Here is a 22536-nt window from a genome sequence, read left to right on the forward strand (position 1 = left end):
GTGGCCGTTATCCCGTCCGGAGGGCCCGTGCGGGTTCGGCGCGGGCAAGGGCGATGGTGCGGCTGAAGACGGTCACGCCGCACAGCACCAGCGCGCAGGCCGTGACACCGAGGAAATAGAGCGGCGACAGCGTGACGCGGCTTTCGAAACCGGCGAGCCAGCTTTGCATGCAGGCCCATGCGACCGGCCACGCGACCAGGTTCGCCAGCATCACGGGGCGCAGGAAATGGGCCAGCATCAGCCGCATGACCTGGCCGCTGGTGGCGCCCAGCGTCTTGCGGATGCCGACTTCGTGCATCCGTCGTTCGGTATTGAAGGCCGCCAGACCGTAGAGGCCGAGGCAGGCGACCGCGAGGGCCACGGCGGCGCCCAGTGTGAATAATTGCCCGCGCTGCTGGTCGGGACGGTAATACTGGGCCAGCGCGTCATCGACTGTCTGGGCCGAAAACGCGATTTCGGGGAAGATGGTTCTCCATTTTTCCGCCAGCCGCGCCATGATGATCTTCGGGTCGGAGTGGGCGAAGCGCACGATGGAGCGGCCGTACGGCATCGGCTCGCGATAATAGCGGAAGATCTGCGGCCCCTGCGCATCGCGCATTGACTGGAAGCGCACCGGGGCCACGACCCCGGCGATTGTCGCGGTGATCGCACGCTGGTTCGAATCGGCCCGGTAGACCAGTGTCTGGCCGACGGCCTCCCGCGGTGAGGACCAGCCGAAAATCCGCATCGCGACCGTATCGATGATGATCGTGCCATGGCCGGACAATTCTGCGGCCTTCGTGTCATCGTCGCCATGGGCGTCGTCGAATACCCGGCCGGCCAGGGGGACGATATCGAGGGTGCGAAAAAAATCGGGACCAACGGCGATGAAGCCTGCGTTGGACCGCTGGCCGATCGTGCCGGGTCGCCAGGCAGGCTCGTCGATGATCCGGACATGGCCGGGGGCCGAGTTCGCCATTGTGACCGCCGTCACGCCGGGGACGGATCGCAGCGCGTCACGCAGGATGCGCTGCCGCCCGTCGGGTGAGGGGTCGAGCGGGGTGGTGATCTCGACCAGCCCGTCACGGCCGAAGCCACGATCGGCGGTGCGCAGGTGGCGGGCCTGCATGTCCACCACCAGGGTGCAGATCGCCAGGCCGACCGCGAAGGCGAATTGCACGCCCACCAGCGCCGCCCGCACCCGCGCGCCCATGCGGCCGCCGGACGGTATTTTCATGGAGGCCAGGACGATGGCGGGCCTGAACGATGCCAGCACGAAGGCTGGATATGCGCCGGCACCCAGACCGATCGCCAGCACGACCGCGAGCAGGACCGGCAGCAGGAACGCATAGTCGATCGAGACCTGCCATCCGCCCAGTGCGTTCACGACAGGTGCGGCCAGTTCGGTGAGCGCAAGGCCTGCGATCCCGGCGCCCAGGGCCAGCATGGTTGCCTCGCCGAGAAACTGCGCGACCAGCATGCCTTTCGGTGCGCCCAGCACCTTGCGCATGGCCACCTCGCGGGCCCGCAGCAGGGCGCGCGCGGTGGCCAGGTTGACGTAGTTGATCGCCGCTGCGACCAGTGCCAGCACGCCGACGATGAACAGCGAGTCGATCACGCGCCTGTCGGTGGCCGTGTCGTCGCCCAATATGTGTGCATCGTAAAAATGCGTCTCGAGAAGAGGAACGATCGTGAAATGCAGGGCGCGGAGGGCGTCGGTTCGATCAGCATCGTTCCGACCCATGGTGACGTGGCGATGTTCCACTTCGTCCAGCGCGTTGCGTACCGTTGCCGCGTCGTCCGGATTGTCGATCCGGATATAGATACTTCCCGATCCGGCGCCCCATTGGCTGAACGCGGGATCGGACAGTGCGGCGCCCGGAAGGCGCGTCATGGCATCGATCGGCTGGGTCGTGTTCGCCGGCTGGGGCGCCAGGACGCCGCTGACCACGTAATCCTGCTTATGCCTGTCGTTCTGGATGGTCAGGCGGGCACCGATTATGTCGGTACGGCCGAAATATTTCCGGGCCAGCGTGTCGGACAGCACGATGCCGTCCGGCTCTTGCAGGGCTTGCTCGGCTTTTCCCCGGATCAGAGGCAGGCGCAACACGTCGAAGAAGGTGGGATCGACATAATCGAGGGTTTCGGTGCCCGTCGTCTCGCCATGCCGGAACGAGACGCTGTGCGGATCGATCCGGACGCTGGCACCGATCTGCGGCACCTCCTGGCGCAGATAGGGTTCGATCGCGAAGGTCGAGCCTGCGACCTCCAACCTGGGCAGGCCGGGCAGGTCGTAGATCTCGTCGATTCGGTAGACCGATTGCGCGCCGGGGATCCAAGCGTTGAAGCGGTATTCGTAGCGGGCGACGAGGCCGAGGGTGAGGAAGGTCGCGATGCCCAGCGACAGGCCCGCGACGGTCAGGATCGCGTCCAGGCGATGGCGGCGCAGGTTCCGCCAGAAGCTCGACAGGATGGTCGTGAGCATGGTCTACGCTCCCCACACGGTGTTGCGGTTCGGGTAGACAGTGTAAGCGATCGGGAGGATTTTTTATCTGTTTGAAATGGCGTGGTATTTTTCCGCATTCCTGCGGAATTGTCCGGAAACGGACGCGGTGTCTGGAAACGGACGGCCCTCTTTCCTCGTCAAGGGGATAGTGGGGCGGGCTCGACAGTGCGGGCGGTCTGCGGCCATCATGATGGCCGCGAGTACCATGCCCCACGTCGAGGATGGAAATCACGCGATGGCTGTTCGTCCCGCCGTTCTGTTTGTGTGTACCGGTAATATCTGCCGTTCGCCGCTGGCCGAGGCCGCGTTTCGGGTGGCGGCGGAGCGCCATGGGCTGGAAGGGCTGGTCGATTCGGCCGGGACCGGCGACTGGCATGCGGGTGACGCGCCCGATCGCCGGGCGCAGGCGGTGGCGCGCCGCCATGGGCTGGATATTGCCGAATATCGCGCGCGGATGGTCAGCGCGGAGGATTTCCGGACCTTTACCCATATCGTTGCCCTCGATCCGGGCCATCTGAAGATCTTGCGCAATCGCCGGCCCGTCGATTCGGCTGCCGAGCTTTCGCTGCTGCTGGATCATGTGGCGGGGCGCGAGGGGCAGGGGGTGGCGGATCCGTATTACGGGTCGGTGCGGGATTTCGACGTAACGTGGGCCGATGTGCGGCAGGGGGCCGAGGCCCTGGCGCTGAAACTGGCCCGCGCCACGGGAGCATGACCGGCGGAGGAGACGCGTGATGACGCGATTTGGGCTGATCGCCTGCCTGGGGGCCATGCTGGCGCTGGGGACGCCGGCAATGGGGCGTGCCGCGCCGCCGGTCGAGCGGCTGCGCCTGCCGCCGGGGTTTCATGCCTCGGTCTATACCGACCAGGTGCCTTCGGCGCGGGAAATGGCGGTGGGGGCGCGGGGCACGCTGTTTGTCGGTTCGATGACCGGGGGCGTGGTCTATGCGGTGACGGGTGGGCCCGAGCGGGCGACACGAGTGCGGATCGTGGCGCGCGGGCTGACCATGCCGGTGGGCGTCGCGTTCCGCAATGGCGACCTGTATATCTCCGACGTGCGCGACATCGTGGTGCTGCGCGGGATCGAGGACCATCTGGACGACCCGCCGCAGCCCCAGGTCGCGGTGACGGACCTGCCGTGGCGGATGGGCGACCATAGCTGGAAGTTCATCGCCTTCGGGCCCGACGGCAAGCTGTATGTGCCGATCGGCGCGCCCTGCAATATCTGCGATGTCGGCCACCATTTCGGCAAGCTGATGCGGATGAATCCGGATGGCTCGGGCCGCGAGGATATTGCCTGGGGCCTGCGCAACAGTGTGGGCTTCGACTGGCAGCCGGGCACGGGCACGCTGTGGTTTACCGATAACGGGCGCGACCTGCTGGGGGACGATATTCCCAATGACGAGCTGAACCGGCTGGACCGGCCGGGCGAATCCTTTGGTTATCCCGTCTGCCATCAGGGCGACATCCTGGACCCGGTTTTCGGGCGTGGGCAGGATTGCCGTGCCTTTACCCCGCCGGTGCTGAAGCTGGGGGCGCATGTCGCGGCGCTGGGGATGCGATTCTACGACGGCGGCATGTTCCCCGAATCCTATCGGGGGGCGGCGCTGATCGCGGAACATGGGTCGTGGAACCGCAGCCGGCTGGCGGGCTACCGCGTGATGGCGGTGCGATTCGCGCCCGGTGGCGGGGTGGCGTCCTACACGCCGCTGCTGGACGGGTTCCAGGCCGATGAGACGCCCTGGGGGCGCCCGGCGGACGTGCAGCCGCTGGCGGATGGCAGCGTGCTGGTGAGCGACGACCTGGCCGGGGCGATCTATCGCGTGACCTATAGCGCGCCGTAGGGTGCGGCCTGCCGGCGCCGGAATACTGGCGTCGGAGAGCAGGCGATCATGATTTTTTGGGAAAGGGTGGCGCGAGTGACGGGGCTCGAACCCGCGACCTCCGGCGTGACAGGCCGGCGCTCTAACCAACTGAGCTACACCCGCATCGGCTTGGGGTTTGAGGCCCCTCGTCCGTGTGTGGAGGGCGAATTAACAAAGCCCGGCGATTCTGGCAACAGCCCGTGCGAGAAAAAATGACGGCGGGCGGAAAAACCGGCCCGGTGCGAGGATGCGCCGGGCCGGAAAAATTCAGTTCGCGCCGGGTTCGGCCAGGGCGCGGGCGCCGTCCAGCGTGACGGCGACGCCGTGGACCGTGGCGGCGATGCGGACGGCCGTCTGGACCTGTTCGGCCGACAGCCCGCCCTCGCGGACCACGCGCTCGTGGCTTTCGACGCACATGCCGCAGCCGTTGATGGCCGAGACGGCGAGGGCCCACAGCTCGAAGTCCAGCTTTTCGACGCCGGGGCGGCCGATGACGTTCATCCGCAGCCGTGCGGGCATCTTGGCGTAGTCGCCTTCGACCATGTGCACGAAGCGATAATAGATATTGTTCATGCCCATGATCGCGGCGGCGGCCTTGGCGGCCTCCAGAGCTTCGGGCGACAGGACGGCCTGGTATTCGGCCACGATGGCGCGCGTGACGTCGTCGTTGCGCGCGGCGAGGGCCGAGGCCACGAAGGTGCCGGCCAGCTGCTGCGGCGACAGGGTGATGTCGTTGGCCAGGGACCCCAGGTTGAGCTTCAGATCCTTCGCGTAATCCGGAAGGCGTTCCTTGAGCGATTCGATCGACATGGCGGACAGACCTGCTGGGCGGAGGAACCCGGTCGGCCGGGCGGGCGGTCGCGGGAAGGCTCCGGCAAATGGAAAATCGGGGGACGGGCGTTTGCCGTCATCGTTTTCGGGGCGTCGCCGCGCGGCGATCGGCGCCCGTCGCGGGCGGGGCCCGCGTTCCGCCTGTCCGGGACCCCGGACAGGCGGCGTGGGCCGGCCATGCGGCCGGACCGTCCTGATCGGGAGGGATCAGGGCTTCAGGAAGGCTTCGCCCTGCTTCCAGTTGCACGGGCACAGCTCGTCGCTCTGCAGCGCGTCCAGGATGCGCAGGACTTCCTGCGGGTTGCGGCCGACCGACAGGTCGTTGACGCTGACATGGCGGATGATGCCTTCCGGGTCGACCAGGAAGGTCGCGCGGTTGGCGACGCCCGCCGTCGGCGACAGGACGCCCAGGGCCGTCGACAGCTCGCGCTTGATGTCGGCCAGCATCGGGATCTGAAGGCCCTTGAGGTCTTCATGGTGCAGGCGCCAGTTCAGGTGCACGAACTCGCTGTCGATCGACACGCCGTAGACCACGGTGTCGCGATCCTTGAACTCGCCGGCCAGCTTGCCGAAGGCGACGATCTCGGTCGGGCAGACGAACGTGAAATCCTTCGGCCAGAAGAAGACCAGCTTCCACTTGCCCGCATCGGTCTTGTCCGAAATCTGGACGAAGTCGCCCTTCAGCCCTTCCGGGCCGCCGGGAACGGCCGCCAGATCGAATTCCGGAAATTTATCGCCGACTGTCAGCATCGGTTTGCTCCCTTGCATAAATGGTCGTGACCGCGGCCCGCACGGGGCGGTCGCGGCCTGGCCTTTATTCTATGGCTCCGAAGCCGATATCATGCCAATGAATAATTTATATCCAGACGATTGAAGAAATCGATGACGCCACTGCCTTCGGCCCAGCAACTGCGCTATCTGATCACCCTGGCGGAACTGCGGCATTTCGGCCGTGCCGCGCAGGCCTGCGCCGTGACGCAATCCACGCTGTCGGCGGGCATCCTGGCGCTGGAGCGGCAGCTGGATATTCAGCTGCTGGACCGCAATGTGGGCAAGCGCGTGGTCTTTACCCCCATCGGGGACGAGGTGGCGGCGCGGGCGCGCTTTGCGCTGGAGGCGTTGCAGGCGGTGCAGGATGTCGCCGATGCCTCTCGCGCGCCGATGACGGGGCTGCTGCGGATCGGGGTGATTCCGACCATCGGCCCCTTTGTGGTGCCGGGGCTGGTGGCGCGGCTGCGCCGGCATTTTCCGCAGATCCGCCTGTCGGTGAACGAGGATCTGACGGGCAACGTGCTGGACAAGCTGGCGCTGGGCCGGCTGGACCTGGTGCTGCTGGCCATGCCCTGCCCGTGCGAGGGGGCGGAGATGCTGCCTTTGTGGCGGGATGAATTCATGCTGGTGCTGCCGGCCAATCATCCGCTGACGGCGCTGGAGTCGATTCCGGTGGAGCGGATCGCCGGCGAGCGGATGGTGCTGCTGGAAGACGGGCATTGCCTGCGCGACCAGACGCTGGCGCTGTGCCGGCAGGACCGTGGCTGGACCAGCACGGAGGGCGAGGAGGAATTCGTCGTGACCTCGCTCTATACACTCGTCGAGATGGTGGCGGACGGGCTGGGGATCGCGCTGCTGCCGCGTCTGGCGGTGGAGTCGGGCATCCTGCGGGACCTGCCGGTGGTGATGCGGCCGGTAACGGGTTGCCAGGCCTGGCGGACCATCGGGCTGGGCTGGCGTGCCCGGTCGCCGCGTGCGGGCGATTTCCGCCTGCTGGCGCCGCATGTGCGTCCGCCGGGGCTCGAAGCCCCGGTTGTGGAGTGAAAATGGCGCTCCGGAGGGCCGAAAAGGGGGGCGGATGGTTGACTCGGGGGCGCCTGACCGGTATTCGGCCCGTCTTCGCGGTTTACCGCCGCCAGTGAGGGTCGGGTCATGAAGATCAGAAACAGCCTGAAGTCGGCCAAGGTTCGTGACAAGGACTGCCGTGTGGTCCGTCGTCATGGCAAGGTCTATGTCATCAACAAGAAGAATCCCCGCATGAAGGCCCGTCAGGGCTGAATGTCGCGGGCGGCCTTGGCCGTACCGTTCTTTTTGGGTGACGCGAAAACCCGCGCCCGTCCCCGGTTTCCGGGCGGTTGGCGCGGGTTTTCGCGCGTACGTGCCCTGCTGGCCGCTCTCGTGTGGCTGGGGGGTGCATTGCCCGCACTGGCCGAGGCGCCCGTTGGTGGCGCCGCGCCAGCGCCGGCCGCGCCCGGCGTGGCCGGGCATCCGGCCCATTCCGACCCTGCTGCGACTCCGGACCTTTCGGCGTTGACCGCCCAGCTGGCGGCTGCGTCCTCGCGCGCGGCGGCGGCGGATCTGGAAGTGCGGCTGGAGCAGGCGCGGCGGCATGCGCTGTCCCCCACCACGCGCCTGTTGCAGCGCGGGGCCCAGGCGCATCTGGTCGAAGGCAAGGCGCTGGCCGCGGTCGAGGATCTGGACGATGCGCTGGTGTTGCAGCCGGATGTCGCGATCCTGTGGCGCGACCGGGCGCAGGCGCGGCTGGCGGCGCGCGACCTGACCGGGGCGATCACCGACCTGGGCGTGGCCCTGCAGCGCGACGGGCAGGATGCGGTGGCGTGGCGGCTGCTGTCGGCGGTCGAGGAACAGCGCGGCGACTGGCAGGCGGCCGAGCGGGCCTGGCAGCGCGTGATGGCGCTGGACCCGATGGTCGAGGGTGGCCGCGCCAAGGGCGAGCAACTGCATCTGAAGGCGTTCGGCCGCCCTACCTGATGGGCGGCGGGGCTGCCCGGGTGCCCGCTGCGACACGTAACTGTCGCGATTCCCGACATTTTATGCCATACTGGCCAGCATGATCGAGCAGGCCGCACGTGGAACGATAACGGGCGGGCGCCGGGCTGCCGGGCCGGTGCCGGATCGCGCGTCGCTGCGCGCGATGGCGCTGGCGCATCTGGCCCGTTTCGGTACCACCCGCGCCGGGCTGACGCAGGTGCTGGAGCGCGCCGTGCAGCGCTGGGCCCGGCGTGCCGTCGAGGGCGGGGCCCTGTCGGAAGATGTGGAGGCCCGGGCCGCCCCGCTGGGGGCCGTGATCGAACGGGTGGTGGCCGACATGGTGGCCCTGGGGGCGGTGGACGACGCGGCCTTTGCCGGGTCGCGCGCCCGGTCGCTGACCCGCTCCGGCCGGTCGCGGCGCGCCGTGCAGGCGCATCTGGCCGCGCGCGGGGTGGAGGCGGAAATGGTCGGCACCGTGCTGGATGAAACGCTGGGGGCGCGGGGGCAGGACGGGCAGGAGATGGAGCTGGCGGCGGCCCTGATCTTTGCGCGGCGGCGCCGGGCCGGGCCGTTCGCCCCTGTGACTGCGGGGGACGATGCGATGCCGGGCGGCGACGGGGCGGTGCGCCGCCGCAAGGCGCTGGATGCCATGGCCCGGGCCGGGTTCGGCCGCGCGACGGCCGAGGCGGCGCTGGACATGGACCCCGAGGAAGCCGAGGACCGGATCATCCGGATGAAATCGGCGTGAGGGCGGGGAGCGTGGCCCGGGGAACGGGCAAGGCCGCGCGGGGGCTGCTATTGTGCGGCCTGTTGCCGCTGGCGGCCTGTGGCGGCGGGAGTGGCAGCGGCCATGGCTGGAACGGGGCCTTGCAGTGCGCGCCCTATGCGCGCTCGGTCACCGGGTTGCAGCTGAGCGGTGCCGCCGCCGGCTGGTGGCGGCAGTCGGAAGGCGCGTATGCCCATACCCGGGTGCCGGCGCCGGGCGAAGTGCTGGTGTTTCGGGCCACCCACCGATTGCCGGACGGGCATGTCTCGGTCGTGCGGCAGGTGCGCGGGTCGCGGGCGATCCTGGTCGACCAGGCGAACTGGGTGCCCGGACGCATCGATCATGGCATCCCGGTGGTCGATGTCTCACGCGCCAATGACTGGTCGGCGGTGCGGGTCTGGTGGCAGCCGGTTCACAGCATGGGTAAAAGCGTCTATCCGACATATGGGTTCATCTCGCGCGACCTGCCCGACCGTCCGTCTCCGGACGCGTGACGGGGCGCGGGGCGAGGGGGCGCTTGCAAGGCGGGCCTCGCGGTTCCATGTCATGTCGGGATCATCGGGACGGATCGGTGTCGGCCCGGAAGCCGGCGGCGCCACGGCGCGGAAACGAGGGTGTGTGTTATGGGTAGCTTGAGCATCTGGCACTGGCTGATCGTCCTGGCGGTGGTGCTGGTCCTGTTCGGTGGCGGCGGCAAGATCAGCACGCTGATGGGCGACGTCGCGCGCGGCGTGAAATCGTTCAAGAAGAACATGGCCGACGACGAGAGCATGGAAAACACGAATGCGGGGCCGGGGGGGCATATTGCCCCGCCGGGGCCGGCGGCCGGCGCGCAGCGCGATGCCAGCTACTCGGCGCCGGGCCGCCCTTCCGGTTCTTCCACCCCCTGAGCCTGGGGACGGGCGAACGATTCAGGATCATTTTCCGATATGGACCAGATGACGAAGACCGGTCTGTGGGTCGATGCGGTGCAGGACATCATCGCCGCCGGCCGGCGGATGGACCGGTTCGGCTGGGTGCCTGCCACCGCCGGCAATATCAGCCGGCGCCTGCCGGACGGGCGGATCGCGATCACGCGGTCGGGCGGGCACAAGGGGTTTCTCGCACCCGACGGCGTGATCGAGGTCGGGATGGACGGCAGGGCGGTGCAGCCGGGCGACCGGCCCAGCGCAGAGACCCTGCTGCATTGCCAGCTCTACGCGCACGACCCGGCCATCGGGGCGGTGCTGCATGGCCATTCCGTGGCTTCGACCGTGCTGTCGATGGCGGCCGGGGATGCCATCACCCTGTCGGACTATGAAGTGCAGAAGGTGTTCGCGGGGCAGACTACCCACGATGCCAGCGTGCGCGTGCCCGTATTCGACAATGACCAGGACATTGCGCGGCTGTGCACCGTCGTGGCGCCTGAGCTGGGGCGGATGCCGGCGGGATACGTGATTCGCGGCCACGGCGTGTATGTGTGGGGCGCCACCATGGACGTGGCGCTGGCGCGGCTGGAAGGGCTGGAATTCCTGCTGGCCTGCGAACTGGAAAAGAGGAAGCTCGGCCGATGAGTCGCCTGACCGTCTATCGCGACGACGATCCGGGCCGCATCGTGCTGCGCACGGAAAACGCACCGGATATTGCCGAAGCCCTGCGCGGAATCGGCGTGCGCTTCGAACGCTGGGAGAGCCCGGTGGTGCCGGAGCCCGATGCCGCGCCCGAGGCGGTGCTGGAGGCCTATCGCCCCTATCTGGACGAGCTGATGGGCGAGACGGGGGCGGGATCGGCCGATGTGGTGCGCATCACGACCCGGACGCCGAACCTGGCCGAGCTGCGCGCGAAATTTCTCTCGGAACATATCCATAGCGAGGACGAGGTCCGGTTCTTCGTCCATGGCTGGGGCAATTTCGTGCTGCACGTGGCGGGCAGCGTCTATGACGTGCATTGCGTCGCGGGCGACCTGATTTCGGTCCCTGCCGGGATTCCGCACTGGTTCGATGCCGGGCTGGAGCCCGATGTCGTGGCGCTGCGGGTGTTTACCGACAGGACCGGCTGGATCGCCCAATATACGGGCGACGATATCGCCCTGCGCTTTCCGGCAGCTTGAGGAGCGGATAACGGTGGCCGAAGCGGCAACGCACGCGGATGGAATCGACTCCGTCCTGCTGGATATCGAAGGTACGACCATTCCGGTCGCTTTCGTGCACAAGGTTCTCTTTCCCTATGCCCGCAAGGCGATGCCCGGGCTGCTTGCCCAGCGCGCCAACGACCCGGTCGTGCGCGCGGCGGTGGCCGAGATCGCGGCGCTGGCCCCCGGCGTGGACCCGCTGGAGCAGCTGAATGCCTGGATGGACCGGGACGAGAAGATCGGGCCGCTGAAAGTCTTGCAGGGACTGGCCTGGGAGGAAGGGTATCGCACCGGCGCGTTGCAGGCGGTGCTGTATCCCGACGTGCTGCCGGCCCTGCGGTCCTGGCATGCGGGCGGGGTGCATCTGGCGGTCTATTCCTCGGGGTCCGAGGCGGCGCAGCGGCTGATCTACGGTCATACGACCGAGGGCGATGTGTGCAGCCTCTTCGACGGGTTCTACGATCTGCGGATCGGCGGCAAGCGCGAGGCGGACAGTTATCGCATCATCCTGTCCAAGGCCGACTGGGTGCCCGGGCGTACCCTGTTCCTGTCCGATATCGTGGCCGAGCTGGATGCGGCGGCGGCGGCGGGGGTGTGGACCTGCCAGCTCGCCCGGCCGGAGGACGGCACCAGCCCCGGCAATGCGCATCCGGTGGCCATGACGCTGGGCGATGTGACGCGTCTGTTCGCCCTGCCCGACATGCCATGAAGGCGCATCTGCATACGAGCTGGCGCCATATCCCCGACGAGGCGCGGGGCATGGCGGCGGCGCTGGGCAATTTCGACGGCGTGCATCTGGGCCATGCCCATCTGCTGCATACGCTGCATACCGCGCGGCCCGACCTGGGGCTGGCGGTGGTGACGTTCGAGCCCCATCCGCGCGAACTGTTCCGCCCGCAGGACCCGCCCTTTCGCCTGACCCTGGCCGAGGAGCGGCTGGCCGCGCTTTCGGCGCTGGGTGTGCGCCATGTCTTCCAGATTCCCTTCGATGCCGCCTTCAGCGCCATGACGGCCGAGCGGTTCGTGACCGGGGTGCTGGATGAGGGGCTGGGCCTGAAGCATGTGGCCTGCGGCGCCGATTTCGCCTTCGGTCATCGCCGGGGCGGCAATGCCGCGTTCCTGGCCGAGCGGGCCGAGGAGCTGGGGATCGGGATGACGACGGTGCCCGCCCTGGCCGACAAGGGTGGCCCCTATTCCTCGACGCGCATTCGCCGGCTGTTGCAGGATGGCTATCCCGAGCGCGCCGCCGAGGAGCTGGGACGCCCCTGGGCGATCCGGGGCGTGGTGCAGCATGGCGACAAACGCGGCCGGCTGCTGGGCTTTCCGACCGCCAACGTGCCGCTGGGCCGGCATCTGGAACCCGCGCGCGGGGTCTATGCCGTGACGGTGCGGCTGCCGGGCGGGCAGGCCTGGCCGGGGGTGGCCAATATCGGCCGCCGCCCGACGATCAACGACGGGCAGGAAAGCCGGCTGGAAGTGCATCTGCTGGATTTCGAGGGGGATCTGTACGGGCAGACCCTGTCGGTGGCGCTGCATACCTTGCTGCGCGAGGAGCGTCGTTTCGACGGGCTGGATGCGCTGAAGGCGCAGATCGCCGAGGATGCGGCGACGGCCCGGACCTACCTCGACCGCTTGGCGTGGGCGGGCGCCTGATCCTGCCCGCGCCTGACCCCCGTGCTTGACCATCGGGTGCGTGGCTCCGCATAAGGTTGGGGCCGCGAGGGGAGGGAATGATCCTCCCGTCACATCTTTGTCCATTGTCGCCAGCAGCCAGAAATTCAGGGTCATGACCGAGTCGAAGTCACAGGATCTCTATCGGGATACGGTATTCCTGCCGAAAACCAGCTTCCCCATGCGGGGCAGCCTGCCGAAGCGGGAGCCGGAGATTCTGGCGCACTGGGCGGATAGCGGCCTGGACCGGCTGCTGCGCGCGCAGGCCGAGGGTCGGCCGTCCTTCATGCTGCATGACGGGCCGCCCTATGCGAACGGCAACCTGCATATCGGCCACGCGCTGAACAAGATCCTGAAGGATGTGGTCAACCGCGCCCATCGCATGGCCGGTTTCGCGGTGCATTACCGCCCGGGCTGGGACTGCCACGGCCTGCCGATCGAATGGAAGATCGAAGAGGAATATCGCAAGTCGGGGCGCGACAAGGATTCGGTGCCGGTTCTTCAGTTCCGCGCCGAATGCCGTGCCTATGCCGCGAAATGGGTTGGCATCCAGGCTGCCGAATTCCGCCGCCTGGGTGTGCAGGCCGAGTGGGACGAGCGGTATGCGACGATGGATTTTTCCTCGGAAGCGACGATCGCCGAGGAAATCGGCCGCTTTCTGCTGAACGGGCTGCTGTATCGCGGCCTGCGCCCGGTGATGTGGAGCCCGGTGGAGAAGACGGCCCTCGCCGAGGCCGAGATCGAATATCGCGACCATGAATCGACGACGATCCATGTCGCGTTTCCCTTCATCCACGACCCCACGCCCGCGCACACGTTGCAGGATGTCTCGGCCGTCATCTGGACGACCACGCCGTGGACCATCCCAGGCAACCGTGCCATCGCCTTCGGGCCCGAGATCACCTATGCGGTGCTGCGCGTGGACGGGGTGACCGACAGCGCGCTGCTGGAGCCGGGCGCGCGCCTGCTGGTGGCCGAGGCGCTGATCGCGCCGTTCTGCGCCGCTGCCGGCATCACCGAGCATTATGTGCTCTACACCCTGCCGGGCGAGGCGCTGACGGGTGCGATCTGCGCCCATCCGCTGCGCGGCGCGGGCTACGATTTCGACGTGCCGCTGCTGGGCGGGGATTTCGTCACCACCGATGCCGGCACCGGGCTGGTCCACATGGCGCCGGCGCATGGCGAGGACGATTTCGCCCTGTCGGTGGCGAACGGGGTCGAGGTGCCGGAACTGGTGCTGGATGACGGGCGCTATGCCGAGTGGGTGCCGCAATTTGCCGGCACCCATGTCTTCAAGGCTGCCGACCCGGTCTGCGCGGCCCTGACGCAGGCGATGGTGCAGGCCAACGAGTCCGGCGCGGCGCCGGCCGGCCTGGTTGCGCGGTCGACGCTGGTCCATTCCTATCCGCATTCCTGGCGGTCGCGCGCGCCGGTGATCTATCGCGCCACGCCGCAATGGTTCATCCGCATGGATGGCGAGGGGCAGTTGCGGGCCCGCGCCCTGCGCGCGCTGGAGGATGTGACCTTCGTGCCCGCCCAGGCGCGCAATCGCCTGACCTCGATGGTGGCCGGGCGCCCGGACTGGTGCATCAGCCGCCAGCGGGCCTGGGGCGTGCCGATCGCGGTGTTCGTCGAGAAGCGGAGCGGTGAGGTGCTGCGCGACCCGGCGGTGATGCAGCGCGTGGTGGACGCGTTCCGCACCGAGGGGGCGGATGTCTGGTACAGCGCGCCGGCCAGCCGCTTCCTGGGCAATGGACGCAACCCCGACGATTACGAGCAGGTGTTCGATATCGTCGATGTGTGGTTCGAAAGCGGGTCGACCCATGCCTTCGTGCTGGGGCGCGACGGGATGCCGTTCCCGGCCGATCTGTATCTGGAAGGGTCGGATCAGCATCGCGGCTGGTTCCAGTCCTCGCTGCTGGAAAGCGTGGGCACGCGCGGGATCGCGCCCTATCGGGCGCTGGTGACGAACGGCTTCGTGCTGGACGAGCAGGGCCGCAAGATGTCCAAGTCGCTGGGCAACGTCGTGGCGCCGCAGGATGTGAACGACTCGCTGGGTGCGGATATCCTGCGCCTGTGGGTGATGAATTCCGACACCAACGAAGATCTGCGCATCGGCAACGAGATCCTGAAGCAGCAGGGCGAGCTCTATCGCCGGCTGCGCAACACGCTGCGCTGGCTGCTGGGCGCGCTGGACGGGTTTGCCGATGCCGAGCGCGTGCCCTACGAGCAGATGCCCGAGCTGGAGCAGTGGGTGCTGCATCGCCTGACCGAGCTGGGTGCGCAGATCGGCCGCGCGGTCGAGACGCATGAATGGGTCGGCGTCTATGCCGCCGTGCACGGGTTCTGCGCCACCGACCTGTCGGCCTTCTATTTCGACGTGCGCAAGGATGCGCTCTATTGCGACGGTGTGGACAGCCTGCGCCGCCGGGCCGCCCGCACGGTGCTGGACCATCTGCATCGCTGCCTGTGCACGTGGCTGGCGCCGGTGCTGGTCTTTACCGCCGAGGAAGCGTGGACGGCGCGGTTCGGCGAGGCCGAGAGCGTGCATCTGCAATCCTTCCCGTCCCTGCCCGAGGAATGGATCCGCCCGGACCTGGCCGATCGCTGGGCGACGCTGCGGGGCGTGCGCCGGGTGGTGACGACCGAGATCGAGGCGGCCCGGCGCGGCGGCATCGTGGGGTCGTCGCTTCAGGCGGCGCTGGACCTGAAACTGTCCGAGGAAGAGGCCGCGCGCTTCGCCGATGTCGACTGGTGCGAGCTGGCCATCGTGTCGCAGGCGTCGATCACGGTGGAACCGGGGGCGGCGTCGATCTTCCTCTCCGGCGGGGCCGAGGGGGAAGAGCGGGACGGCGGGGCGGTCGGTGCCCATGGCGTGCCGTCGATCTCGGCGGCGTCGGGGCATAAATGCGCCCGCTGCTGGAAGGTGCTGGACGAGGTGGGAAGCCATGCCGCCCATCCCGAACTGTGCCTGCGCTGCGTCGCGGTCGTCGACGCGCGGGCCAGCGCATGAGCGAGGCCGTGCTGGGTGCCGGGGCTTCCCGGCCGGCCTTGCGGTGCCGTGTCATCGGTGCCGCGCTGTTCCTGTTCGTCCTGCTGCTGGATCAGGGCAGCAAATACTGGATTCTGCACGGGCTGGACCTGCCGGACCGGGTTTCGGTTCCCGTGCTGCCGTTTTTCAGCCTGACCATGGTGTGGAACCACGCCATCACGTTCGGCATGCTGGGTGGCCTGGGGGGAATGGGGCGGGTCGTCTTCACGGTCATGGCGCTGGCGGTGGTGCTGGGGCTGACGATCTGGCTGGCGCGGACGAATCGGCCCTGGGTGGCCGCGGGACTGGGTACGGTCATGGGCGGGGCGATCGGCAATGTGATCGACCGGCTGCATTACGGCGCGGTGGTCGATTTCGTGCACCTGCATGCGTACGGGCATAGTTTCTATGTGTTCAACCTGGCCGATGCCGCGATCGATTGCGGCATCGCCATTTTGCTGTTCGATAACCTGACCGAGCGGCGCGGCCTTGCCGGAACCGGGCAGGAGCGGTAGAAAGCGAAGCATGGCGCCCCTATTCCCTCGTCTGGTTCCGTTCGCACTTCTGCTGTCGGGCGGAGTCCTTCTTGCCGGTTGCTCCGGCTCGGACCTCAATCGGGCCTTCGGCCTGGAACGCGATTCGCCGGACGAGTATACGGTGACGACGCGCGCCCCGCTGTCGATGCCGCCGACCCAGGAACTGGCGGTGCCGCACAGCGATTCGTCGCGGCCGCAGGACGAGAGCCCGAGATTGCAGGCGCTTGAGACCCTGTCGCCCAACGTTGCGCTGCAGGGCGCCGACGGCACGCCCAGCGCGGGCCAGGCCGCGCTGGTGAACGAGGCCGACGCGGCCTCGGACAGTTCCGACAAGGGCGAGCTGGGCCAGGCGGGGCAGGGCTTTATCAACCAGCTGATGTTCTGGAACGGCGGGGGAGCCGGCGGCGAGGTGGACGGCGAGGCCGAGAATCGCCGTCTGCGCCAGAACGCGGCGCTGGGCAACAGCCCGACCCAGGGCGCCACGCCGACCGTCAAGAGCACGGCCCCCGGCAAGTAGGACCGGATGCTCCGGCCGGTCAGCCGGCCGGGATGGACAGGGGACCGGCCGTGGCCGGTCCTTTTTCATTTGGCCCTGGCTCCGCCCTGTCCCCTCACTGAAAAGGACTTCGTCCCGCTGGGGCGGATGGTCTAGCCTGATCGCATGAGTGATTCGTCCAGCCTGCCCGCCCGACCGGTGATCCGGCGTCTGTCGGAACAGGTGGTCAACCGCATCGCGGCGGGCGAGGTCATCGAACGCCCCGCCGCCGCGTTGAAGGAACTGGTCGAGAACGCAATCGATTCCGGCGCGCGGCGGATCGCGATCCTGCTGGAACAGGGCGGGATCAACCGCATCGAAGTCGTCGATGACGGGTGCGGGATGACGCCGGACGACCTGATGCTGGCGGTCGAGCGGCATTGCACGTCGAAACTGCGCGACGAGACGCTGGTGCGGATCGAAACCCTGGGCTTTCGGGGCGAGGCGCTGCCCTCGATCGGGGCGGCGGCGCGGCTGGCGGTGACGTCGCGCCCGCATGGGGCCGACAGTGCGTGGCGGGTGACGGTGGAAGGCGGGGTGGTGGGCACGCCCGCGCCCTGCGCCGGCACGGCCGGGACCCGCGTGGTGGTGGAGGACATGTTCTTTGCCACGCCCGCGCGGCGCAAATTCCTCAAGAGCCCCCGGGTCGAGGGCGGCCATGCCGACATTACGGTGCGCCGGCTGGCGCTATCGGTGCCGCATGTCGCCTTTCGCCTGCAACTGGACGACCGGGTGGTGTTCGACCTGCCGGCGCAGGACATGGCGGACCGGGTGGCGGCGATCCTGGAGACCGAGGGCGCGGACGGGATGCTGGCGGTCGAGGGCGTGAAGGGCGACCTGGTGCTGACCGGTTTTGCCTGCGGCCCGTCGGTGCATCGGGCGACGGCTGCCGGGCAGATCCTGCTGGTCAATGGCCGGCCGGTGGTCGATCCGGTGCTGCGCACGGCGGTGCGTGTCGGCTACCGGCATGTGATCGAGCATGGGCGGCATGCGGTAGTGGCGCTGTCGCTGACCATTCCGCCCGACATGGTCGATGTGAACGTCCACCCGGCCAAGACCGAGTTGCGTTTTGCCGACCCGGCCGCCGTGCGCGGACTGGTGATCGGGGCGCTGGGCCGTGCGCTGGGCGGAGGCGCGGGCGTGGCCGGGGTACGGCCGGGACTGTTGCAGTCACGGCCGTCGGCGCCGGCGCGGATCTGGTATCCGCCGGCCGATCCCGCGCCTGCGCGGCCGGGGGTGCCGGTGTTTGCGGCGCCGGGGCCGGCGGGGTTCTCGGGCGCGCGACTCGATCTGGGCGACCGGCCGGCGGCGCGCGTGCTGGACGCAGCCTTGCCGGTTGCGCCGCCTCCATCGGGGAAGGGCGCCGGCCCGGCGGCGGTGGAGGATCGGGCCGTGCTGGCCGATCCGGCGGATTATCCGCTGGGCGCGCCGGTGGCGCAGGTGATGGGCACCTATGTGATCGCGGTGTCGGGTGACGGGGCGCTGGTGCTGGTGGACCAGCATGCCGCGCACGAACGGCTGACGCACGAGCGGCTGCGCGCCCAGTACCTGGACGGGACCCTGCGTGCCCAGCGCCTGCTGCTGCCCGAAGTGGTGACGCTGCCGCGCGGCGGGGCGGAGGCGGTGCTTTCGCGTGCCGGGACGCTGTCGGCCCTGGGGGTGGAGATCGAGCCGTTCGGCGGCGATGCGGTGCTGGTGCGAGCACTGCCGGCGCTGCTGGGCACCGACGATCCGGCCGGGCTGCTGCGCGACATGGCCGAGGAAATGGCCGAGGACGATCTGGCCGGACCGGACGAGGTCCAGGCGCTGGACGGGCGGCTGGATGCCATCCTGGCCCGCATGGCCTGTCATGGCAGCGTCCGGGCCGGGCGGAGCCTGACGCGGGCGGAGATGGACGCGCTGCTGCGCGACATGGAACGGACCCCGCGCGCCGGCACCTGTTCGCACGGGCGGCCGACCTGGCTGAAGCTGAGCCGCGCGGACCTGGAGAGCCTGTTCGGCCGGCGATAGGCGGCGCGCCGGGCCGCGACGGGTGGAAAACGCGGGGCTGCTTCAACGTCAGCGCGGGGCCCGGGTTGCGTAAAGCGCTGAAAACCGATGCTGCTCGGGAGAACGTGAGCGGTGCGTGGCTGGTCTCGGTGCCGGAACGGGGATAGGCTTCGCCATCTTTCACGGACGATGAGACCGACGTGCATCCCATCCTGCTCTCCCTGGTCACGTATCTGCCGCTGGGCGGCGCGCTTGCCATCTTCCTGATGCGCGGCACCTCCGAGGCGATCGAGACCGCATCGCGATGGGTGGCCCTGTGGACCAGCCTGCTGGTCTTTGCGCTGTCGGTGGTGATCTGGGCCGAATTCGATCCGCAGGTGCCGGGCTTCCAGTTCGTGCAGCAGGCGGACTGGGCGGCCTCGTTCGGCGTGTCGTACCATACCGGGGTCGACGGGATCAGCCTGCTGTTCGTGCTGCTCTCGACCTTCCTGACCCCGCTGGCGGTGATCGGCGGCTGGAAGCTGGTGACGACGAGGGTGCGCGACTACATGGTCGCGCTGCTGCTGCTGGAAACCACGTTGGTCGGCCTGTTTTCGGCGCTGGACCTGGTTCTCTTCTACGTGTTCTACGAGGCGACGCTGATCCCGGGCAGCCTGATGATCGGCGTGTGGGGCGGCCCGAAACGGGTCTGGGCCTCGATGCAGTTCTTCCTGTTCACCTTCGGCGGTTCGCTGTTCATGCTGCTGGCGCTGCTGGCGATGTGGACCATGACGGGGACCACCGACATTCCCGTGCTGATGCACGCGAATTTCGCGCCCGCCATGCAGTGCTGGCTGCTGCTGGGCTTTATCCTGGCCTTCGGGGTGAAGCTGCCGCTGTTCCCGCTGCATGCGTGGCTGCCGGATGCCTATACCGAGGCCCCGACCCCGACGACGGCGCTGCTGTCGGGCGTGCTGTCCAAGGCCGGTGCATACGGGTTGCTGCGTTTCGGGGTGCTGATGTTCCCCGACGCGGCCCGGCTGTTCGCGCCCTATGTGCTGACGCTGGGCGTGATCGCCGTCATCTACGCCGCCATCGTCGCGCTGGCGCAGACGGACATGAAGCGGTTGATCGCCTATTCCTCGTTCTCGCACATGGGGGTGATCGCGGTCGGGCTGTTTACCCTGACGCCCGAGGGCATCGACGGTGCGATCTTCCAGATGTTGTCGCACGGGGTGATCATCACCGCGCTGTTCTTCTGCGTGGCTGCCGTGTCGTGGCGGGCCGAGACGCGGTCGATCGACGCGTTCTCGGGCGTTGCGCACAAGATGCCGGTGCTGGCGACGCTGGGCATGCTGTTCGTCATGGCCAATATCGGCCTGCCGGGCACCGGTGCCTTCGTCGGCGAATGGCTGGTGATGGTGGGGGCGATCCATGTCTCGTTCTGGATCGCGTTCCTGGCGGGCAGCAGCATGATCCTGGGCGCGGTCTACATGCTGGTGCTTTATCGCCGGGTGATGTTCGGTGCGCCCGGGCGCGGGGTGGTGGCGATGCTGCGTGACCTGACCGGGCCGGAACTGGCGGTGCTGGTTCCGTGCGCGCTGGTCACGCTGTGGATGGGTATTCATCCGACCAGCTTCCTGCGGGTGTTCGACCCGGCGGTCGTCAATGCCGTCTCGGCCCCCCAGGCCCAGGCGGCCGCGGCGCCGGTGCATCTGGCGGCCCGCTGACCGGCTGACCTTTCTTGTTTGCTGATCCATCCTGAAGGCTGGGTGGCGTACAGGGCGTGGCGGATTTCCGCCGCGCCGTGTTTCGTTCGAGGGGGCGGTGGTGCCCCGGCGAACGAGCGGCCGGATGATGTCCCGTGACGATAGCGCAATGGACTCCGTTCACGCTCTTGCGATATAGCGCCGTTATTGATATCGATAATCAATCGTTTTTGGGAGCGCGCGCGGGGAGCGACGGGGCTGTCTGCCGTCGATCTGGTGTCCTTGCGAGGGAGAAGATCGTCGAGCTTCCGGGTGCCCGGGCCGGCGGCGGTGCGGGGTTGCTGCGCAGGTCCCGAGCGGGCTGAAGGCAGGGGGCCGGGTGCCTGCGCGACTGCGACTGTCGAGGATGGTCCGCGGACCGGCCTGCCGGGTTACATTCCGGATTCGATCCGGAACCGGCTTTGTCGGCAGCCTCGGTCCTGGTTTTCGGGCGGCTTTGGGTATGAACTGGTCTGATCTGATCGGGGTAGAGGAAGCGGTATGAATGTTCGGCTTTCTGAAACGTAGTCTGGGGGATGCGGGGGCGACGCTTGCCGCCCTCGATCGGTCGCTGGCGATCATCGAGTTCGATCTGGCGGGGCGGATACTGACCGCGAACAGGAATTTCTGTGAGGCGCTGGGCTATCGGCCGGAGGAACTCCGGGGGCGGCCTCATAGCATTTTTGTCGACCCGGCCTATGCCCGCAGCCCCGAATATGCGGCTTTCTGGGACAAGCTGCGGCGTGGCGAATTCGATGCCAGGGACTATGTGCGCATTGGAAAGGACGGGAGAGAGGTCTTTATCCAGGCATCCTACAACCCTGTGCGCAATTTTTTCGGAAAGCCGTACAAGGTCGTCAAGGTCGCGGTCGTCGTGACCGACGAGGCGATGCGGGCCGCCGATTTCAAGGGCAAGATGGATGCCGTGTCCCGCGCCCAGGCGATCATCGAGTTTACGCCGGATGGCGAGATCCTGGATGCGAACGATCATTTCCTCGAATCCATGTCGTATCGCCTCGACGAGATCCAGGGCCGGCATCACCGGATGTTCGTCGAGCAGGATCTCGCCCGTTCGCCGGCATATACGGCCTTCTGGGAGAAGATGAGAGCGGGCGAATATGTTTCGGCCGAATTCAAGCGCATCGGCAAGGACGGCAAGGTCGTCTGGCTTCAGGCGTCGTACAATCCGATTTTCGACCATCGGGGACGGGTCACGAAGGTCGTCAAGTTTGCGACCGACGTGACCAGCCGGGTCCAGGCCGTGGACGATGTCGCCGACGGGCTGGACAAGCTGGCCGCCAACAGGCTCAGCCATCGTCTGGTCAAGCCGATCGACCCTGCCTACGAGAAGCTGCGTCGCGACTTCAATGCCGCGATGGAGACGCTGGAAAGCACGATGGGGGCGATTTCGGCCTCGGCCGGCAGTGTCGGCAACGGGGCGCAGGAGATCGCTTCGGCATCCAATGACCTGGCCCGGCGGACCGAGGTCCAGGCCGCCAATCTGGAGCAGACCGCGGCGACCCTGGATGAAATCACGAATGCGGTGACGCGGAGTGCGGAGAGTGCCAGGGAGGCGTCCACCTCGGCCTCGGCCGCGCGCGCCGATGCCACGAAATCCGGCGAAGTGGTGCATGAGGCCATTGTTGCGATGGGGGAGATCAGGGGCTCGTCGCAGGAGATTTCCCAGATCATCGGCATGATCGACCAGATCGCGTTCCAGACCAATCTGCTGGCGCTCAATGCCGGGGTCGAGGCCGCGCGTGCGGGCGATGCCGGGCGGGGCTTTGCGGTGGTTGCGTCTGAAGTGCGTACCCTGGCGCAACGTTCGGCGGAAGCTGCCAGGGACATCAAGGGGCTGATTGTCAGGTCCGGCGCCCAGGTCGGGCGCGGGGCGAAGCTGGTCGAGGAGACTGGGGAGGTCCTGGGCGCGATCGTGACGAAGATCTCCCAGATCGACCTGCTGGTGGCCGAGATGGCCATGTCGACCCAGGAGCAGGCGATGGGGCTGGCGCAGGTCAACGCCGCGGTGACGCAACTGGATCAGGTGACCCAGCAGAACGCGGCGATGGTCGAGGAGGCCACGGCCTCGTCCACCAGCCTGGGCCATGAAGCCCAGGAACTCATGAAGCTGATCGGCCAGTTCGAGACCAGGGACCGGACGCGGGTTCTGGAGACCCTGCTGCCCGTCATGGAATCGCGGCCGGCAGCCTAGCGCCCTGTCCGAGGG

The 22536-nt window shown here is 68.0% G+C and carries 21 protein-coding genes and 1 tRNA gene; 18 read left to right on the plus strand and 4 right to left on the minus strand.

Annotated elements, in window-relative coordinates; translation table 11 throughout:
* Positions 1 to 7: 7 nt before the first annotated feature.
* The gene (locus HLH27_RS00485) at positions 8 to 2464 is read right to left on the minus strand and encodes an ABC transporter permease (protein WP_182947159.1); all 2457 of its coding nucleotides are present in this window, start codon (positions 2462 to 2464) and stop codon (positions 8 to 10) included.
* Positions 2465 to 2720: 256 nt separating this feature from the next.
* Between HLH27_RS00485 and HLH27_RS00490 the strand changes: the two genes are divergently transcribed.
* Both HLH27_RS00490 and HLH27_RS00495 read left to right on the plus strand, forming a co-directional pair.
* Positions 2721 to 3200 (plus strand): low molecular weight protein-tyrosine-phosphatase, encoded by a 480-nt coding sequence (locus tag HLH27_RS00490; protein WP_182947160.1) that lies wholly within the window; start codon positions 2721 to 2723, stop codon positions 3198 to 3200.
* A 19-nt stretch (positions 3201 to 3219) separates the two neighbouring features.
* Positions 3220 to 4329 (plus strand): PQQ-dependent sugar dehydrogenase, encoded by a 1110-nt coding sequence (locus HLH27_RS00495; RefSeq protein WP_182947463.1) that lies wholly within the window; start codon positions 3220 to 3222, stop codon positions 4327 to 4329.
* A 67-nt stretch (positions 4330 to 4396) separates the two neighbouring features.
* Here HLH27_RS00495 and HLH27_RS00500 read toward each other — a convergent pair.
* The 3 genes from HLH27_RS00500 to HLH27_RS00510 all read right to left on the minus strand — a co-directional run bounded on the left by HLH27_RS00500 (position 4397) and on the right by HLH27_RS00510 (position 5931).
* Positions 4397 to 4473: transfer RNA gene (locus tag HLH27_RS00500), tRNA-Asp, on the minus strand.
* A 144-nt stretch (positions 4474 to 4617) separates the two neighbouring features.
* Positions 4618 to 5160 (minus strand): carboxymuconolactone decarboxylase family protein, encoded by a 543-nt coding sequence (locus tag HLH27_RS00505; protein WP_182947161.1) that lies wholly within the window; start codon positions 5158 to 5160, stop codon positions 4618 to 4620.
* 228 nt (positions 5161 to 5388) lie between these two features.
* Positions 5389 to 5931: a peroxiredoxin gene (locus HLH27_RS00510; RefSeq protein ID WP_182947162.1), complete on the minus strand. Its 543-nt coding sequence runs from the start codon at positions 5929 to 5931 to the stop codon at positions 5389 to 5391.
* 132 nt (positions 5932 to 6063) lie between these two features.
* On the opposite strand from HLH27_RS00510, the gene HLH27_RS00515 reads away from it, so the two are divergent.
* The 16 genes from HLH27_RS00515 (at position 6064) to HLH27_RS00590 (ending at position 22521) form a co-directional block, all read left to right on the plus strand.
* Complete coding sequence (locus HLH27_RS00515; RefSeq protein WP_182947163.1) at positions 6064 to 6996, plus strand: hydrogen peroxide-inducible genes activator; 933 nt, start codon at positions 6064 to 6066, stop codon at positions 6994 to 6996.
* Between the two features lie 108 nt (positions 6997 to 7104).
* Positions 7105 to 7230, plus strand: a complete 126-nt coding sequence (gene ykgO, locus HLH27_RS00520; RefSeq protein ID WP_012223099.1) for a type B 50S ribosomal protein L36 — start codon at positions 7105 to 7107, stop codon at positions 7228 to 7230.
* A gap of 252 nt (positions 7231 to 7482) precedes the next feature.
* Positions 7483 to 7944, plus strand: coding sequence for a hypothetical protein (locus HLH27_RS00525; protein WP_246375239.1), 462 nt, complete (start codon positions 7483 to 7485; stop codon positions 7942 to 7944).
* Positions 7945 to 8023: 79 nt separating this feature from the next.
* The gene (locus HLH27_RS00530; protein ID WP_182947164.1) at positions 8024 to 8692 is read left to right on the plus strand and encodes a regulatory protein RecX; all 669 of its coding nucleotides are present in this window, start codon (positions 8024 to 8026) and stop codon (positions 8690 to 8692) included.
* 11 nt (positions 8693 to 8703) lie between these two features.
* Entirely contained in the window at positions 8704 to 9204 is a 501-nt protein-coding gene (locus HLH27_RS00535) for a CHAP domain-containing protein (RefSeq protein WP_338029804.1), read from the plus strand.
* A 129-nt stretch (positions 9205 to 9333) separates the two neighbouring features.
* Entirely contained in the window at positions 9334 to 9600 is a 267-nt protein-coding gene (locus HLH27_RS00540; protein ID WP_182947165.1) for a twin-arginine translocase TatA/TatE family subunit, read from the plus strand.
* Between the two features lie 39 nt (positions 9601 to 9639).
* Entirely contained in the window at positions 9640 to 10263 is a 624-nt protein-coding gene (locus HLH27_RS00545; protein ID WP_182947166.1) for a methylthioribulose 1-phosphate dehydratase, read from the plus strand.
* Positions 10260 to 10799, plus strand: a complete 540-nt coding sequence (locus tag HLH27_RS00550; RefSeq protein WP_182947167.1) for a 1,2-dihydroxy-3-keto-5-methylthiopentene dioxygenase — start codon at positions 10260 to 10262, stop codon at positions 10797 to 10799. Before HLH27_RS00545 ends, HLH27_RS00550 begins: the two co-directional genes overlap by 4 nt.
* Before the next feature lie 13 nt (positions 10800 to 10812).
* Complete coding sequence (mtnC, locus tag HLH27_RS00555; protein WP_338029805.1) at positions 10813 to 11529, plus strand: acireductone synthase; 717 nt, start codon at positions 10813 to 10815, stop codon at positions 11527 to 11529.
* Entirely contained in the window at positions 11526 to 12473 is a 948-nt protein-coding gene (locus HLH27_RS00560; protein WP_182947169.1) for a bifunctional riboflavin kinase/FAD synthetase, read from the plus strand. Before mtnC ends, HLH27_RS00560 begins: the two co-directional genes overlap by 4 nt.
* 133 nt (positions 12474 to 12606) lie before the next feature.
* A complete protein-coding gene (gene ileS, locus HLH27_RS00565) occupies positions 12607 to 15504 on the plus strand; it encodes an isoleucine--tRNA ligase (protein ID WP_182947170.1) in 2898 nt (965 codons plus the stop codon).
* Positions 15501 to 16037 carry a signal peptidase II gene (lspA, locus tag HLH27_RS00570; RefSeq protein ID WP_182947171.1) on the plus strand — a complete coding sequence of 179 codons (537 nt, stop codon included), beginning with the start codon at positions 15501 to 15503 and terminating at the stop codon, positions 16035 to 16037. Before ileS ends, lspA begins: the two co-directional genes overlap by 4 nt.
* 10 nt (positions 16038 to 16047) lie before the next feature.
* Positions 16048 to 16575, plus strand: coding sequence for a DUF3035 domain-containing protein (locus tag HLH27_RS00575; RefSeq protein WP_182947172.1), 528 nt, complete (start codon positions 16048 to 16050; stop codon positions 16573 to 16575).
* 144 nt (positions 16576 to 16719) lie between these two features.
* Positions 16720 to 18603 carry a DNA mismatch repair endonuclease MutL gene (mutL, locus tag HLH27_RS00580; RefSeq protein WP_182947173.1) on the plus strand — a complete coding sequence of 628 codons (1884 nt, stop codon included), beginning with the start codon at positions 16720 to 16722 and terminating at the stop codon, positions 18601 to 18603.
* A gap of 179 nt (positions 18604 to 18782) precedes the next feature.
* The gene (locus tag HLH27_RS00585; RefSeq protein WP_182947174.1) at positions 18783 to 20291 is read left to right on the plus strand and encodes an NADH-quinone oxidoreductase subunit M; all 1509 of its coding nucleotides are present in this window, start codon (positions 18783 to 18785) and stop codon (positions 20289 to 20291) included.
* Between the two features lie 523 nt (positions 20292 to 20814).
* Positions 20815 to 22521 (plus strand): methyl-accepting chemotaxis protein, encoded by a 1707-nt coding sequence (locus tag HLH27_RS00590; RefSeq protein ID WP_182947175.1) that lies wholly within the window; start codon positions 20815 to 20817, stop codon positions 22519 to 22521.
* Positions 22522 to 22536: the final 15 nt, after the last annotated feature.

It is taken from the genome of Gluconacetobacter takamatsuzukensis, from assembly GCF_014174275.1.
Taxonomy (GTDB): domain Bacteria; phylum Pseudomonadota; class Alphaproteobacteria; order Acetobacterales; family Acetobacteraceae; genus Gluconacetobacter; species Gluconacetobacter takamatsuzukensis.